We start from the raw sequence: 15,487 nt of genomic DNA, 5'->3' as shown, positions 1-15,487 counted from the left end.
CACCGCACGATGCCCTAGAGCCAGTTGACTCTATGAACTATCAGTTCCGTGGCAACTTACTGTTACCTATTTGACCACGTAACCGGGGTATTTTATGCGCTACAAATCACATTTATCGACTGAACGTTACATTATTAAATATATATTCGTGAACAATATCACAATTTCATGAATAATTACTTACTCTTTATCAGCCATTATACAGGCTGAGGCCTTCTCGTCTTAAATTGATTACGTTAAGAATAGTTGAAAAAGTAAGAGTTACGATAAAAACCAGAAAAAGAATATCGCAGAAGAAAATGACAGCGGAAAGACAAATCGCCTTTCCGCTGCAAACAGGGGGATTACATTGCGGTCATTGCGGCTAATGTTAAGAAGAAGCCAGCAATTGTTGCACTCATTAAGTTAGAGAGTGTACCGGCCATAACCGCTTTCATACCTAAACGAGCCACATCACTACGGCGATTTGGTGCCATTCCACCTAAGCCGCCCAGCAAAATTGCCACAGAAGATAAGTTCGCGAAACCGCACAGTGCGAAGGAAATAATTGCTTTAGTATGATCAGACAGAACTTGTTTGCCCGCCGCAATCACTTCCGCATCCGCTTTCATATATTCACCAAAGTTCATAAAAGCAACGAATTCGTTCACGACCACTTTTTGCCCGATGAAAGAACCCGCAATTGTTGCTTCGCTCCATGGCACACCAATTAAGTATGCAATTGGAGCAAATAACCAACCTAGTAATAATTCGAGGGATAATTGTGGATAGTTAAACCAGCCACCCACACCACCTAAAATACCATTAATTAAGGCGATTAATGCGATGAATGCCAGTAACATTGCACCCACGTTCAGGGCCAGTTGCATACCGGATGCTGCACCCGATGCAGCTGCATCAATGATGTTGGCTGGGCGATCTGCTTCAGCCACTAAATCTTTAGCATCCACATCATCTTTAACAACTTCAGTTTCAGGAACCATTAACTTAGCAAAGAGTAATCCACCCGGTGCCGCCATGAAGGATGCTGCAATCAGATATTCCATTGGAACACCCATTTGCGCATAACCCGCTAATACTGAACCCGCTACAGACGCTAAACCACCACACATGATGGCAAATAGTTCAGAGTTAGTCATAGTAGAAATATAGGGGCGAACGACCAGAGGCGCTTCAGTTTGACCCACGAAAATATTCGCGGTTGCAGACAGTGATTCGGTTCTTGAAGTTCCCAGTACTTTTTGCAGACCACCACCTAGAATTTTGATGACCAGTTGCATGATGCCGAGATAATACAGGACTGCAATCAAAGATGAGAAGAATACGATGATAGGCAATACACGGAAAGCAAAGATAAAGCCGCCACCACCAAATAATTCGAACATTTTGTCGGAAACTAGGCCACCGAAAATGAAGCTCATTCCGTCTTGACCGTAACCGATAACTTTAGAAACACCGTCAGATATACCTTGTAAAACGCTACGTCCCGCAGGGGAGTATAGAACGAATGCGCCGATAGCGACTTGGATTAAAAAAGCACCGCCGACTGTACGAAGTCTAATTGCGCGACGATTGCTGGAGAAGAGAACGGCTATCGCAATAAGCACCGCCATCCCAACAATACTCAAAATGAGTTGCATGGAAGTATCCCTGTTCACTTAATTCTAGGTTAATGTATAAAGAAACTCGCAAGATTCCACGAATCTTAGTTTGATGATTATAACCAGTCATCATAAATTACCCGCAACATTCATCACAAATCCAAAGTGCAATAAGTAACATAAATTCAAACATTGTGATGAAGATCACAATATGAGGTCAGTTTAGTCTGGAAAGACACTAATACGATAGTCGAAGAGATAAAAAGCTGAATGGATTTACTGTGATAACCGCATAAAATACTTAAGAAATAATTATTAATCGGCTAATTATATTCTAAATTAGATTAAATAACGTCCGGCTATTGTTGTAAAGTTGTTGCGCTATTTCATCGGGAGATTCGTGGCGCAGCTCACACAAAGACTGAAATACCCACTGAATACGCTCAGGTCGATTAGGTTCACCTTGAAAACCGGATACAGGCATATCCGGTGCATCGGTTTCAAACACAAGACAACTTAGCGGGAGTTGAGCCATCACTTGGCGGGTTTTATTCGCTCGCTCATAAGTGATTGTTCCTCCTACGCCAATGTAATACCCCAGTTTCACAAAACTTTCTGCTTGAGAAAGGCTGCCAGCAAAACCATGCACAACACCACGTGCAGGGACTTCATAGCGACGTAACATAGCAACCAATTGGTCATGGGTTTTTCGTGAATGCAAAATAACGGGTAAGTCAAACTGCTTCGCTAGCTTCAACTGGCGCTGAAGCAACACTTGCTGCCTTTCAAATTGAGGTTCGTCCATATAGAGATCAAGCCCAATCTCCCCTATCGCCACGCATTTCTGGCTTTTACGCATCAGAAAATCTGTCAGTTTTTCAAAATGTGATTCTTGAAACTGGCTTAAATATAGAGGGTGAAATCCCATTGCTGCGTGAAGTTGAGAATGATCATGCGCTAAATTCCAGACACGCTGAAAGTTATCCTGACTAACCGCAGGAATAATAATATCCGTAATTCCACCTTGCTTTGCGGTTTCTAGGCTTTCTGTAAGAGCCTCACTGAACGGGGGAAAATCAAAATGGCAATGCGTGTCGATAAATCGAATATTATCACTCATGAGCAGGATTGCCTTGCAGGGCGCTAGCACCTGCTGCCTCTGACGTCTTTCCTGCTAATAAAGACTCTCGCTGATCTTCCATATGCATCAATTCTAATGAATTTGTGCTCTTAGAAAACCGAGTGAAATCAGCATCATTACTCGCAAATTGTTGAGCTAATGCCGCAATAAAGTAACGTCCACAGCGTCGTCCAACATGGTAATCTTGGTTTAAGGCACTAACTTTACTGCCTAATGCGCTGCTTTTCAGTGGTGTCGGTGGGTATATTTCAAAAATCTGCACGCCATCAGGTGGATTTTCGATAAATTCCTGTGTTTTCCGATAACTCTTCAAGTGAACTTTTAACATCGCTGCCATGCGTTGCAGCGCCGAACTGTCGCCTTCAAGCCAGCGTGTCATACGCTTTACCCACTCAGGAGTAAAGTACATTTGAGAAGGCACGGTGCGGATCACAACTATCGTATCGGCCCCACGACGATAAGCTTCCTCGACAGGAATCGCTGCACTTATTCCTCCATCGTGGTATCGCACGCCGCTAAATTCTACGCCAGTTCGATAAAATCCTGGAATGGCGCTGGAAGCACGAATGATATCCAACCAAGAATCCGCATCTGGCTGCAAAAATACAGCGGAAAAATCATCGCTACGACTAGCTCCCATATAGAATTCACGGCCAGAATCTAACAATTCAAGCCCTGCATCCATATTAAGCGGAAACTCTTTCGCCGTCGTTTCAATCAACCAATCAAGGTCAATTAAGTTTCCTCCACGAATAAATCTCAGCGGGTTAAAAAAATTAAGATTCGTAGTATAGCGAGTAATAACTCGGCGGGCATATCCGGCTTGACCACAAATATAAGCGGATAAATTTTGGGCGCCCGCAGACGTCCCTATCATTAAGTCAAATGGATTAAAGTTTTCTATCAGAAATTCATCCAATACACCGGCCGTAAAAATACCACGCTGACCGCCACCTTCACAGATAAGGGCAGTTTTTCTTCCATTAATTTCATCAGAAAATGCGAGTGGCTCAATCGTGCCTAAAGTGACTGGAACATGCTTTCCCATAGTAACCCTTTATCTATATTGACGTGTTTTTAATCAATTCCATTATAAATATGATTAAATTAAATGATTCTCATTAAACCGCTTTTCTCAGGGAGAGCAAATAGTAAAATGAGCTTTCGGCTGAAAGCCCATTTGAAATAAATTACTTGTTCGTCAGAACTAAACCATTCTGTACTGATTTTACCCCTTTCGCCATGGATGCAATCTGCACAACTTGATTTATCTGCTCGCTAGATTTGAGAAAACCAGAGAGGTAAACCACGCCCTGGACAGTTTTCACCGACACACTATTACTTGGGAGCCCACTGGTACTTAAGAGTTTACTTTTAATATCCGCAGTAATGGACGAATCATCAATATAGGTATCGGTATTTTTCACGCCACTAGAGATGGCATTACCTGTATCTTTGCCTGCCATTTCAACAGTTTTAGCTGCGCTGTCCCAAGTTTCTGAAGCTTGTTTTTTCAAGGCGCTATCAGATGATGAGCTACAAGCAAAAAGTGCCCAGCTCAATCCAATGACACCTAAAGAACGTAAAACGGCGATCTTTTTCATTGGAACCTTCCTCTTGGTATGATTAATAAACTAACAATGTCATAGCCTAAGTAAAAAACCGGTAAAAATAAAGCCAAATAACTCACCTTCCAGAGTATGGCTCAAGGTAATTTTCAGTTTTGAGATCAATAATCTTAATTAGATGATTTGAATAAGAAATTAAGAAATAATTGTCTAATACCTATTAATGAGAAAAACAGAAAAAGGGCGCCTGTACCACCTAACCCACAATCAGAGAGAAATGTGGGGGATTGCTCCCCCACCAGACTACTCAACACATAACAGAGTAGCTTGAACCATTGTGTTTCCACTCACTACGTTAACCGAACAAAGTCGGTCCCGCAGTAGCAGTGAAAGGCACAACACCGTGGCGCACACGGTCATTAGCCCGATAAGAGCAAACTTGGTCATTCCTCTTGACTCCTGTACAAAAAGGAGACAGAATCCAGTTGTCGTGTTGGAGACTGCCTCGAGTTACTGTTAATGGAACTCGGGGCTTTCGTCTTTTTGGTCTCACAACTAATTGTTTAATGAATCCAATTGTTCGCTTGAACCAAAATGATCCAAGCACCCACCGCCATCATAGCAGTATGCTCATCACGAAAAAATATCGATTCAATTAACTAACCATATGATATTAAATTTATTTTTAATGATTATCATCATTAATAGCTATTTATTATAACTAATCGATAGATAATGGGAATTTTGAAGGGTTATCTGACTTAAAAAAGGGTGCCTGTACCACCAACCAACAACAGTAGAGAAATGTGGGGGATTACTCCCCCACCAGACTACTAAACGCATAACAGAGTAGCGTGAACCATTGTGTTTCCACTGACTACATTAACCGAACAAAGTCGGTCCCGCAGCAGCAGTGAAAGGCACAATACCGTGGCGCACACGGTCATTAGCCCGATAAGAGCAAACTTGGTCATTCCTCTTGACTCCTGTACAAAAAGGAGACAGAATCCAATTGTCTAGGTTGGAGACTGCCTCGAGTTACTGTTAATGGAACTCGGGGCTTTCGTCTTTTTGGTCTCACAACTAATTGTTTAATGAATCCAATTGTCTGCTTGAACCAAAATGATCCAAGCACCCACCGCCATCATAGCAGTATGCTCATCACGAAAAAATATCGATTCAATTAATTAATGTATTGAAAATATTGATAATTAATGGGGTTAATAACAAAAATGGCCAACTCAGTTGACCATTTCGATATAAACGCATTAATTAGAGATAATAATTAGTGTTCGCGCGTTTTGCGGAATCTCACTTCAGGATAACGTTCGCTGGTTAAGTTCAAATTAACCATTGTCGGCGCAATATACGATAAATTATCACCGCCATCTAAGGCTAAGTTCTGCTCATTTTTGCGCTTAAATTCTTCGAATTTCTTCACATCATCACACTCAACCCAACGAGCGGTAGAAACGTTAACCGCTTCATAGATCGCTTCAACGTTATATTCGCTCTTCAAGCGAGAAACCACCACATCAAACTGGAGCACCCCGACCGCGCCCACAATCAAGTCATTATTGATTAATGGACGGAAGACCTGCACAGCACCCTCTTCGGATAACTGCACCAAACCTTTCAGTAGCTGCTTCTGCTTTAGCGGGTCACGCAGACGGATACGACGGAATAACTCAGGCGCAAAGTTCGGGATCCCGGTAAATTTCAGCTCTTCACCTTGCGTGAAAGTATCCCCAATCTGGATGGTACCGTGATTATGCAAACCGATGATATCCCCTGCATAAGCATGCTCAACTTGAGAACGATCACCCGCCATAAAGGTCAGCGCATCCGAAATCACCACGTCTTTCTTAATACGAACTTGGCGCAGTTTCATCCCTTTTTCATAGGTACCCGAAACGATACGCATAAAGGCAACACGGTCACGGTGTTTAGGATCCATATTCGCCTGAATTTTAAAGACAAAGCCCGTAAATTTCTCTTCTGTGGCTTCCACTTCTCGTACATCTGTTTTACGTGCTTGCGGTGCAGGCGCCCATTCAACCAAACCGTCCAGCATATGATCCACACCGAAGTTACCTAAGGCGGTACCAAAGAATACAGGGGTCAGCTCACCCGCTAAAAATGCATCGTGGTCAAATTCATGGGAAGCCCCTTGAACTAACTCCAGCTCTTCACGAAGTTGAGAAGCTAATTCATCACCAACAGCCACGTCTAATTCAGGGTTATTTAACCCTTTTACGATACGAACGTCTTGAATAGTGTGACCTTGACCCGTTTGGTACAAAATGGTTTCGTCACGCAGTAAATGGTAAACACCTTTGAATAATTTACCGCAGCCAATCGGCCATGTGATTGGGCAACAAGCAATTTTCAGCTCATTTTCCACTTCATCTAACAGCTCCATTGGATCGCGAATATCACGGTCCAATTTGTTCATAAAGGTCAGAATCGGTGTATCACGCAGGCGGGTAACTTCCATCAGCTTGCGAGTACGATCCTCAACCCCTTTACCGGAGTCGATAACCATTAAGCAGCAGTCAACGGCGGTTAATGTACGATAGGTATCTTCCGAGAAGTCTTCGTGCCCTGGAGTATCTAACAGGTTCACTAAACAATCATTATAGGGAAATTGCATCACAGAGGTGGTAATTGAGATACCACGCTGCTTTTCCATTTCCATCCAGTCTGATTTGGCATGCTGGTTAGAGCCGCGACCTTTTACCGTTCCCGCGCGTTGAATTGCGTGTCCGAAAAGTAATACTTTTTCGGTGATCGTGGTTTTACCGGCATCGGGGTGCGAGATGATAGCAAAGGTCCTTCGCTTATTGATTTCATTAAGAAAATCTTGGTTTGCCATGTATAAATTCTTTTAGTTTGTACACGGATTTGTACACACTTTTGGAAGTACTCTCTTTTCAGTTCTTCGCTTGTCAAATCCGTCGTGTTAATCGTAATTGGCCGCTATTTTCGCTGATCTTGACTTTATAAACAATCAATGGTTATCTAATCGGTTACCATTTACTCTCAGCGTGCACCAATGCTCAGTTGTAGCTGTTTGCAATCGTTGCTTCTTCAGCTAATGAACAACTGTGGCTAAACCACAAATTCCTTCGCTACCAGAAATCGATGATAGCTTGTCGTACTACACCGATGATGGTGCAGTTGCCGTTGATCGGTATTGCAGGGTATTGCGGGTTCAAAGGTTTTAGATACTTCTGTTCACCATCAATAACCAACTGCTTAAAGGTTGCTTCTTTCGAATCATCCAAACGCGCAACAACCAATGAACCTGAAGAGTAAGGTAACTCAGGATCAACAACGATCACTGCCCCCTCAGGTATGGATTTTTTTCCGCTTGGATTTTCCATACTGTCGCCTTTTACGCGAAGTGCGAAACAACCCTCATGTGCTTTCCCAGTGACTTCACGCCACTCCTCAGCATCTTCATGGGCAAATCCCTCCGCTATTTCAGTCCAATCACCGGCCTGAACCCAGTTAATGAGAGGAATTCTTCCCTTAATATCAGGCCCGACTTCTACATTACCGACCCCCAAGCCAATCTCGCCATCACCTGTGGCGAGCCAATGAGCATTCACGCGAAGCGCCTCCGCGATCTGCATGGTGTAACGAGACCTAGCCGATTTACCAGAGCAAATCTGGCTGATCGACTGCTGTTTGATACCAATGCGACGAGCCAACTCAGACTGAGTTACCCCAGTAAGCTGCAAGGCATGGTTTAGTCGTTCGGATAAAGTTTTCATAAGCCCGCATTCTACAAATAAAACTGTAGTCTTTCAACAATTTTAACTGTTGACTTATCTACAGTTTAAACTGTAACATTCAATCTTGTAACAGTTATTATTGTAACAGGAGACGGTATGGAAGTGTTCAAAACGACACAAAAACATCTCCGCCGTGCCATTGACTTGGTCGGCGGGCAATCAGCATTAGCAAGAGCCATCAACTCAAAACAGCAAAACGTCTGGTTTTGGTTGAATAAATCAGGGCGTGTTCCCGCTGAATTCGTTTTACCCATCGAACAAGCTACGCAAGGACAGGTAACCCGATCTCAGTTAAGACCGGACATCTATCCCGAATGCCCAAGCGAGCTGAAAGCCAGTAACCAGTAGGATTAAGGGCAAATAATGGTCAGCATTTTACGTAAACACAAAAGCGAGTTCCTCCATGCGTGATTATGGCAAGGTCTATACCCGCTTTTGGCTAAAGCAAAATGTTTTGTCCTGGAGTGACTCAGCGAAGTTGCTAGGACTGTATTTGCTTACATGCCCACATTGTAATTTGCTTGGCTGCTTTCGACTGCCGATTGGTTACGTTGCTTCTGACTTGAACTGGGATGAGCAACAGGTTGCCAAGACGTTAAGTGAGTTAGAACAAGATCAGTTCCTGATTCGTTGCGAGGGATCTGGTTGGACTTTGATTCGAAGCTTTCTGAAGCACAACCCAATCGAAAACCCAAACCAAGGTAAGGCAGCCTTTCGGTTGCTTAAAGATGTACCTGCCGACTTCATTGGTATGGCATCGCTTTTGAAATCTCTTGCCGCTTTTCAAGCTCGGCTACCAGAAGAATTTTCATCATTGTTTATGCCTGATGGCAACCCGGTAAGGGACTCTCAACGGTCGGATGACTCTGAGAGAAGCAATAAACCAACAGTTAAAACTGTTGACCACATACAGTTTGAAGACTTCTGGGATGTACAAATACGCAAAGAAAAAAAAGCGAAAGCCAAAGAAGAATGGCTACGCATGGGCCTCAATGAAGACCATGAACTCGCCTTGGAAGTGCTAACACGCTGGAAAGAGCAACGAGACAACCGATTGCAGTATCAAGATCGGACTAAGACCCCTATGCCACATAACTGGCTATTAAACCGGCAATGGGAAGACGAGTACGTTCGCATTGATGAAGTAAAGCAATCATCGACGAGCCTAAAAGGCAGCAATCACCAGTTGAATATTGAAGAAAGCAATCGTCGCATCGCTGAAAGTTGGGCCGGACCAGGTATTCGGGAGGTTCGTTCAAGTGCAGGAGGTTGATAAACGCGAGTTTGCTGAAGTTTGGGGAGCTGCTTGGGCCATGTATGGCAAAAGCGTATCACCACAATCGCTATCCATCGCATTTGAAGCCCTTCGTGCTTATAGCATTCAAGAAGTGCGAATCGGTCTGACTCGGCATATTCAATCACCGGATACTGGGCAATTTTTTCCAAAGCCCGCTGACGTCATCAAGCATATCGATGGCAACTCGGGTTCAAGAGCAATGATTGCTTGGAACAAAGTTGACAAGGCTGTTCGTCAGGTTGGCGCTTGGACATCAGTGATGTTTGACGATGCGCTTATCCACCGCGTGATTTCAGATATGGGTGGATGGGTTGAACTCTGCAAGGTTGATGACAGGGAATACCCCTTTAAGCAAAAAGAGTTTTTAACACGCTACCAGGCTTACTTGCTGCGGGACGAAGTGGGTGAATACCCAAGGCTATTACAGGGTATTGCAGACCATCAGAACCAGCAAAAAGGATTTGATATGCAAGCGCCTGTTGCCGTGGGCGACTGGTCAAAAGCAGCACAAGTTTATACAAGAGGCATCGCTGACTTTAGCGCAGTGCCTTTGAAAAGAATAAGCCCGAAAGCCATTCAGGCGCTTCTCGGAAATCAATTAGAGGACAAAAATGAAAACGATTAAAGCAAAAACCATTGCCCTAGTGATAGCCATGTCTGCAAGCACTTCAGTCTATGCGTTTCCGGGCTATCAGTGGGAAAAAGCAGCACAAAGCGTTGGTATTGATCCAGTCATGCTCTACGCCGTTGCCTTGGCTGAGTCGGCCTCACATCGTGGTCTTAACATGACCAGTCCATGGCCATACGCAATTCGCAATGGTTCAAATGCAACCTACGCCAAATCTCAGACAGAAGCAGAACAACTGTTAAACCAGGCTCTGCAAGAGAGTGAAAAATACCAGCTCGATATTGGCCTTATGCAAATCAATTTGCATTGGCATGGGCATCGTGTGAGCTCACCGGCAGAACTGCTAGACCCCATCACCAACCTTACGGTCGGCTCAAATATTTTGGCCGAAGCAATCAAGTCTTCACCAAACGATTTAGAGCTTGGCATAGGCCGCTATCACAGTTGGAACGAAGAGCGAGCACGCTGGTATGGACAAAGAGTGCTTTCTATTTATCGCAATATTTTACATGAACTGGAGGTCCGTCAATGACAACCAATCAACAAGACTTCTATCAATTAAATTTGGCGTACCTGCACGCAGCACGAGAATTAGCGCGAATTGATCCGCAAGAGGCGGTCTTGCGCTTTGGACTTACACGCGATGTGGTTGATGCACTGATTAATGCTGGTGTTGACGACCTGCAACGAGTGGCGACCTCATCATTCATGCTGTTTCAACCAAGGGGTAACCAAAGCCAACTGATTGAGATGGTGAAGAGCAAAGGCACAGGTATCCCAAGAATCGCTTATTTATTATCAACCCTAAACAACAAGGGGGATGCATGATTGATAACCTGTCCAAAAGTGAGCAATTTACCCGAGCCTCGCTGCTTATTAAGTACGGATTTCGAACAACCATAATCGCGCTCGATACTGGTTTGCCAATCCACATTATCAGAAGGCTTCACAAAGAAGTGACTGGCAAGTCACCTTGTCCTGGTCAATTGCCAGAATCTGATGCCATTGTTAAAAGCAGAAGAGCCTTAGTTGAAGGCTCCCTGCTGATGGCGCTTTATGTCAATATTGGTGGTGACAATGTCTACAAGCAATTAAATATTGATGCTTTGATGAAGGCTTACGATGCGTACTTGGTTGCAAGAAAAGAAGCAGATCTTCCAGCTGAGATCCCCTGGAAAAAACTAACCATCAATGAAGGTTGGGTTCTAGCTCGTGATTTAAGATCACAGCTTGCATCCTTACACCGGTGTCGATGCGGTAGTCTGTATTTGACGGTATCTCAACAGCGCATTCAGCTTAAATGTCCTGTGTGCGTAATTATGGCCGAGCAAACCACTAGAGCACTTTTTGAGAACTAACATGCTGACACATAATTTGATTGTGCACCTCCCGTGCACTTTGAGAGTACTAAGAAGATGACAAACATACTTAAATCTTTACCAGCACGCTGCTGGTTTATATCACTGGGGCTTTTTCTGGCGACTTTGGCTGCGGCTCATTTTTTTCCATCAGAAATATTAACGGCATTTGCCAAGTTAGCGGCTTTGCCATTTCTGATTTGCACCATCGTTTTTTTCAGCTACTTGGGATTCAAAGCAACGGCTAGTCCTATCGGCCTTATAACCATCACCACTATGTTTTTAGCAATTGCATATTGGCAAGCGAGTTGGGCAATTTTATGTGTCGGTTTAACTTACTTAGGCTTAAGCGGACTAATCCATTTATTTCAAAGACAACTGAAAGATACCGGTCGAGAACTAAGCCTGAGCGAAAAAAAATATTGGTACTGGGTAAACGAATTTGCAGACGGTCGCTCATCTCTCCTCCCAAAAAGGCCAAAAAAATAGCCAGCTCACCACAAGCTGGCTACCTTCTATTTTCAGTTCCTTCCTGATGCCTGGTTATAGGCCCTAATATCGATCAAGTTGTTCTGAGCATAATCTCCCGCAAGGGATGCATTTGAGATCACTGCAATCTGCTTATCCACAAATGCTTTATCTTCTTCGGACACACTGTCGGGGATGTAAGCGCCACTCTCATCCTTTTGACGATACTCATTTAGCATTTGCTCCCTTAGGCCAAGCATCTCAGGCGACCAACTCGATGAGTCTTCAGAGTTGAATACACGCCCCGCCAAACCTTCATTGAAAGCTTGAGCGAACACTTGACTTTGAATCGGGGTCAATCCCATTCTCTGCCCTTCGCTGTATGCTTCCTGTTTAAAATCATCGGCATACTGTTCTAAGAACTCACCATATCGATTGTTAACTGCCGCACCAAATGCCCCAGCCAACATGGCTTCAGACTTAGTGCCCCAGTTTACTTCGGAGGCATACTGCGAACTCGATCCACTGTATGCATTATTAAACGCCGTCAATGGGTTTTCCAAAGAGGTTCCTGCGTCAACGGCTGCTTTTAAGCCATCCCATGTTGATTTGCTGGCCACCGTAGCATTGTGCAAGAAACCTCGTGAGCCAGGATCTTCAAGCGCCTGTTCTTTGTAACTCTCATAATCTTCGCCAAAATGATTCAAGGTATGCAGTGCTGCATCAGTATGCTTGCCACTGAAATCACCAATAGCACTGGCGCTGTTAAAGAACATTTCAGCACCAGAGACTCCGCTATCATCAGCCATAATGCGAGATCGCCACTGAGAGCCAGCTGCACTGTTTAGTTCAGATTGATAGGTACTTGTGTCAGAAGCTACGGCCTGCTGGGCTTGTTGTTGATGTGTATTTAGTTGCCCATCAACACCAGACAGATTGGCTTGGTAAGCTGATTGAGCTGAGTTGAACTGCGTTTGAACAGTTGCAGCATCCTCGTAGCCGCCCAATACACCCGATTCCACTTGGCTTTGAATGCCACCAAAAGTAGGTGCAGCTGATGACAAGCCTTCATTAGAGCGCGGTTGAATTGATCGTAAATCGGCTCCGGTAGCCATGGCCATAACAGTCATTGCTGCTTGATAATCATTGTCTCGTTCAGCGGGCGTTGAGGAGTTGCTATAGGTTAAAGACTCCATAGCTGCGGCCACATACGCCTGATTATCATCAGGTAGCAAGCGCTGATACATTGGAAGGTTTTCACGTAATCGGTTACCTGCTTCAACATGCTGGTTCATATAGCGACCTAAATAATCCATGACTTCAGGATTATCCGCTGCTAATCGAGTTAACGTCGCACCATCCGTGTTCCTTTGTCCTGATAGACTGTAGCTGGCCTGATCAAGCTCACTAAAACGGTTTGATGCCGTGATAACATCTTGTGCTGAACTCTGAAGTGACTGATAGTCTTGGTTAGACAAGGACATCTCAATGCCAGAACGTCTTGAATCTGAAAGGTCCTTAACCATTGCATCGCGATACTCTGCACGTCGTGAATCACTTGATGCCAAGCTTTTCATCTCCCCAGTGAGCGTATTTGCGGTCGTTGACCGAGAACTGCCCTCTGACGACTCAACTTGGCCACTAAAGTTTCCACCTAAATCCAAGCCTGCTCGTAACCGTGATATTTTTGGCACTCTTGAGGATTCAGGCTTATCGACTCCAGGCAAGTTACCTTGTGGGGAGTCATTCCCCCCTGTACCAAGTAATCTTCCCAAGAACCCTTTATCTGCTACTTCTTTATCACCGGTATTTGTAATAGTTCCATCGCCACCGACCCTTAGGCCTCCCGATAACACGCCAGATACCAAGCCACGTACAGCATCTTTTTTATCGTCTCCAAAACCATACCGAGTTTGCAGGTCATCAGTAACCTGATTAACAACGGCGCTAGATGCGGAGTTAGATGAGCCGATCTGACGTCCAACCGAAGACAGGTTGTCGTAACTTAGCTTTTCACCAAAAGTTCGACTCATAGTATTTCCAACCTGACGACTAAAGGCTTGGGTTGCCTGAGTCATGGATTCTTTTGCAGAGCCGACCATTGAACCCACTGCGTTTCCTACAGAGAAACTGCTTAGTAGGTTTGACGCTCCGGTCATAGCAGAACCCGTAAGGGCTGAATTCTGGAACATTGACTGTGATTGCATTACCGGGGCATTTTTCGCGACATCTGGACTTGCCATCTTTTCATCAATGGCATCACCGTTTTGAAGACGTCCAGCCAAGTGGGTTGCAGTTATTGCTGAGCCATACACGAGCATGAGCGAAATTGCCGGAACACTCGACGCCAACATGCCGCCAGTAGCTATCCAGGTTTGCAGCACTGAATCCATCTGCATCATCCCAGCAAAAGATGGCACTTCTGTACCTGCAAAGGCATCAAGAGCCGACATTTTCCCTGCAACGGTTAAATGAATATACAGGTTAATGATAGCCATGACAGGCATCCAAAGTTGAATCCAAAGCAGGATTAACAAGTACTTCCCAGCCATTCGCATCCCGATTTGGCCAAGGGCTATCACAAAGGCCATCAAAGGGGTGATGGCGTAAATGAAACCCTCAAAAAACGTCATCATCGGACGAACGATACTTTGGAAAAGAGTCTGCTCCGCCGCCCATTGTGTATTGCGCTGTTCAATCGCTTGATTAACCATAACGGCGGCGGTGAAAGCTTGATCATCCATATACTTGCCCGTCACGCTTTGCTCATAAATAGGCAAAAGCACTGACGCGGTCATGTACTCTTGGGTGTTAACCGAAGCCAAACCAAGGTTATTCAGTGCATTTCGGATCACGTCATCAGTGTCAGTGGCTGACGAAGTCCCCAATGAGGCTGACAGAACCTGTTTAAGCCTCGGAATGAAGGTTGATTCTGTCATGAGTTTCAGTTGGCTATAGGCATCGGTGCAGTCCAGATCGCTACTGCTACCACTGAGCATGATGCGTGTGCCATATATGCGCGAATCAAACCTAATCGCAGTCATCGGGTTAGGATCACTCAGCACCTGATCTAGGTTCTTTTGGCCGATGTCGATGCCAATCAAGGTGCATTCTTTGATGTAGTTAAACCACGATTGTTCAATGTCAGAACCGGCGACACGATTTGCATCACCCAACCCAGAGCGATCCATCACCTGTTTTCTCACTTTAATCAGTGACTGTAAACTGGATGCAAAGCCGTATTCCGTCATGGCGGGAGTTGAGAACGCCGTTTCAAACAATCGCGTGATTTGAAAGCCAACAGTCGAAATCGTACTACCTGCGGCAGCAACACCGATGGGCACATTATCAACCACTCGAACTTGTCCCGTGTACGCATCCTCAATGCTCACTCGGGTACTGGGCCCAAACATGGTTGCAAAGACTAGCCATGAGACTAAAACATGTTGAAAGTTAATCCCACGACCGCCTTGCATTAAGGCCTGAACAGAGACCATCAATACCCCAATGAGCAAGCCAATCCGAACCATTGAAGTAAAGTCGCCTGTACCAGTGATCATCGCGACAGCGTTCAAGACCTGCTCTAAAAATGCCGAATCCCCGATGGAATAGATCTCCCACATGAC

16 protein-coding genes are annotated in these 15,487 nt (G+C 44.7%); 7 read left to right on the top strand and 9 right to left on the bottom strand.

What is annotated here, in order from left to right:
* Positions 1-344: 344 nt before the first annotated feature.
* The 8 genes from LDO51_RS09855 to LDO51_RS09820 form a co-directional block, all read right to left on the bottom strand.
* Positions 345-1,640, bottom strand: coding sequence for a NupC/NupG family nucleoside CNT transporter (locus LDO51_RS09855; protein ID WP_225574410.1), 1,296 nt, complete (start codon positions 1,638-1,640; stop codon positions 345-347).
* A 295-nt stretch (positions 1,641-1,935) separates the two neighbouring features.
* Entirely contained in the window at positions 1,936-2,721 is a 786-nt protein-coding gene (locus LDO51_RS09850) for a TatD family hydrolase (RefSeq protein ID WP_225574409.1), read from the bottom strand.
* On the bottom strand, positions 2,714-3,790 hold the full coding sequence (locus tag LDO51_RS09845; protein ID WP_225574408.1) for a patatin-like phospholipase family protein: 1,077 nt from the start codon (positions 3,788-3,790) through the stop codon (positions 2,714-2,716). Before LDO51_RS09845 ends, LDO51_RS09850 begins: the two co-directional genes overlap by 8 nt.
* 142 nt (positions 3,791-3,932) lie before the next feature.
* On the bottom strand, positions 3,933-4,346 hold the full coding sequence (locus LDO51_RS09840; RefSeq protein WP_225574407.1) for a BON domain-containing protein: 414 nt from the start codon (positions 4,344-4,346) through the stop codon (positions 3,933-3,935).
* A gap of 267 nt (positions 4,347-4,613) precedes the next feature.
* Entirely contained in the window at positions 4,614-4,730 is a 117-nt protein-coding gene (locus LDO51_RS09835) for a Hok/Gef family protein (RefSeq protein WP_224061125.1), read from the bottom strand.
* A gap of 413 nt (positions 4,731-5,143) precedes the next feature.
* On the bottom strand, positions 5,144-5,257 hold the full coding sequence (locus tag LDO51_RS09830; RefSeq protein ID WP_225577252.1) for a Hok/Gef family protein: 114 nt from the start codon (positions 5,255-5,257) through the stop codon (positions 5,144-5,146).
* A 338-nt stretch (positions 5,258-5,595) separates the two neighbouring features.
* The gene (gene prfC / locus LDO51_RS09825; RefSeq protein ID WP_225574406.1) at positions 5,596-7,185 is read right to left on the bottom strand and encodes a peptide chain release factor 3; all 1,590 of its coding nucleotides are present in this window, start codon (positions 7,183-7,185) and stop codon (positions 5,596-5,598) included.
* A gap of 256 nt (positions 7,186-7,441) precedes the next feature.
* On the bottom strand, positions 7,442-8,089 hold the full coding sequence (locus tag LDO51_RS09820; RefSeq protein ID WP_000854920.1) for a LexA family protein: 648 nt from the start codon (positions 8,087-8,089) through the stop codon (positions 7,442-7,444).
* 117 nt (positions 8,090-8,206) lie between these two features.
* On the opposite strand from LDO51_RS09820, the gene LDO51_RS09815 reads away from it, so the two are divergent.
* Genes LDO51_RS09815 through eexR form a run of 7 tightly spaced genes read left to right on the top strand, consistent with a single transcriptional unit; the run spans position 8,207 to position 11,882 of the window.
* Entirely contained in the window at positions 8,207-8,458 is a 252-nt protein-coding gene (locus tag LDO51_RS09815; RefSeq protein WP_024015942.1) for a helix-turn-helix domain-containing protein, read from the top strand.
* A 55-nt stretch (positions 8,459-8,513) separates the two neighbouring features.
* Positions 8,514-9,383 carry a hypothetical protein gene (locus LDO51_RS09810; protein ID WP_225574405.1) on the top strand — a complete coding sequence of 290 codons (870 nt, stop codon included), beginning with the start codon at positions 8,514-8,516 and terminating at the stop codon, positions 9,381-9,383.
* Entirely contained in the window at positions 9,370-10,032 is a 663-nt protein-coding gene (locus LDO51_RS09805) for a DUF6475 domain-containing protein (RefSeq protein WP_225574404.1), read from the top strand. Before LDO51_RS09810 ends, LDO51_RS09805 begins: the two co-directional genes overlap by 14 nt.
* Positions 10,019-10,567 (top strand): lytic transglycosylase domain-containing protein, encoded by a 549-nt coding sequence (locus tag LDO51_RS09800; RefSeq protein WP_225574403.1) that lies wholly within the window; start codon positions 10,019-10,021, stop codon positions 10,565-10,567. The genes LDO51_RS09805 and LDO51_RS09800 overlap by 14 nt, the downstream gene beginning before the upstream one ends.
* On the top strand, positions 10,564-10,863 hold the full coding sequence (locus LDO51_RS09795) for a flagellar transcriptional regulator FlhD (RefSeq protein ID WP_000210563.1): 300 nt from the start codon (positions 10,564-10,566) through the stop codon (positions 10,861-10,863). Before LDO51_RS09800 ends, LDO51_RS09795 begins: the two co-directional genes overlap by 4 nt.
* A complete protein-coding gene (locus tag LDO51_RS09790; protein WP_225574402.1) occupies positions 10,860-11,393 on the top strand; it encodes a FlhC family transcriptional regulator in 534 nt (177 codons plus the stop codon). The genes LDO51_RS09795 and LDO51_RS09790 overlap by 4 nt, the downstream gene beginning before the upstream one ends.
* Positions 11,394-11,450: 57 nt before the next feature.
* Complete coding sequence (gene eexR, locus LDO51_RS09785; protein WP_225574401.1) at positions 11,451-11,882, top strand: entry exclusion protein EexR; 432 nt, start codon at positions 11,451-11,453, stop codon at positions 11,880-11,882.
* A gap of 32 nt (positions 11,883-11,914) precedes the next feature.
* Here the strand turns inward: eexR and LDO51_RS09780 are convergent, their stop codons facing one another.
* On the bottom strand, positions 11,915-15,484 hold the full coding sequence (locus tag LDO51_RS09780; RefSeq protein ID WP_225574400.1) for a conjugal transfer protein TraG N-terminal domain-containing protein: 3,570 nt from the start codon (positions 15,482-15,484) through the stop codon (positions 11,915-11,917).
* Between the last annotated feature and the right edge of the window lie 3 nt (positions 15,485-15,487).

Source organism: Providencia alcalifaciens (assembly GCF_020271745.1).
GTDB lineage: Bacteria > Pseudomonadota > Gammaproteobacteria > Enterobacterales > Enterobacteriaceae > Providencia > Providencia alcalifaciens_B.
Note: the sequence above shows the minus strand (reverse complement) of the source record. Positions and strands in the feature narration are given on the sequence as shown.

Coding starts and splice junctions, on each gene's coding strand:
- LDO51_RS09855 (WP_225574410.1), bottom strand. CDS start 1,640: ATGCAACTCATTTTGAGTATTGTTGGGATGGCGGTGCTTATTGCGATA.
- LDO51_RS09850 (WP_225574409.1), bottom strand. CDS start 2,721: ATGAGTGATAATATTCGATTTATCGACACGCATTGCCATTTTGATTTT.
- LDO51_RS09845 (WP_225574408.1), bottom strand. CDS start 3,790: ATGGGAAAGCATGTTCCAGTCACTTTAGGCACGATTGAGCCACTCGCA.
- LDO51_RS09840 (WP_225574407.1), bottom strand. CDS start 4,346: ATGAAAAAGATCGCCGTTTTACGTTCTTTAGGTGTCATTGGATTGAGC.
- LDO51_RS09835 (WP_224061125.1), bottom strand. CDS start 4,730: ATGACCGTGTGCGCCACGGTGTTGTGCCTTTCACTGCTACTGCGGGAC.
- LDO51_RS09830 (WP_225577252.1), bottom strand. CDS start 5,257: ATGACCGTGTGCGCCACGGTATTGTGCCTTTCACTGCTGCTGCGGGAC.
- prfC (WP_225574406.1), bottom strand. CDS start 7,185: ATGGCAAACCAAGATTTTCTTAATGAAATCAATAAGCGAAGGACCTTT.
- LDO51_RS09820 (WP_000854920.1), bottom strand. CDS start 8,089: ATGAAAACTTTATCCGAACGACTAAACCATGCCTTGCAGCTTACTGGG.
- LDO51_RS09815 (WP_024015942.1), top strand. CDS start 8,207: ATGGAAGTGTTCAAAACGACACAAAAACATCTCCGCCGTGCCATTGAC.
- LDO51_RS09810 (WP_225574405.1), top strand. CDS start 8,514: ATGCGTGATTATGGCAAGGTCTATACCCGCTTTTGGCTAAAGCAAAAT.
- LDO51_RS09800 (WP_225574403.1), top strand. CDS start 10,019: ATGAAAACGATTAAAGCAAAAACCATTGCCCTAGTGATAGCCATGTCT.
- LDO51_RS09795 (WP_000210563.1), top strand. CDS start 10,564: ATGACAACCAATCAACAAGACTTCTATCAATTAAATTTGGCGTACCTG.
- LDO51_RS09790 (WP_225574402.1), top strand. CDS start 10,860: ATGATTGATAACCTGTCCAAAAGTGAGCAATTTACCCGAGCCTCGCTG.
- eexR (WP_225574401.1), top strand. CDS start 11,451: ATGACAAACATACTTAAATCTTTACCAGCACGCTGCTGGTTTATATCA.
- LDO51_RS09780 (WP_225574400.1), bottom strand. CDS start 15,484: ATGTGGGAGATCTATTCCATCGGGGATTCGGCATTTTTAGAGCAGGTC.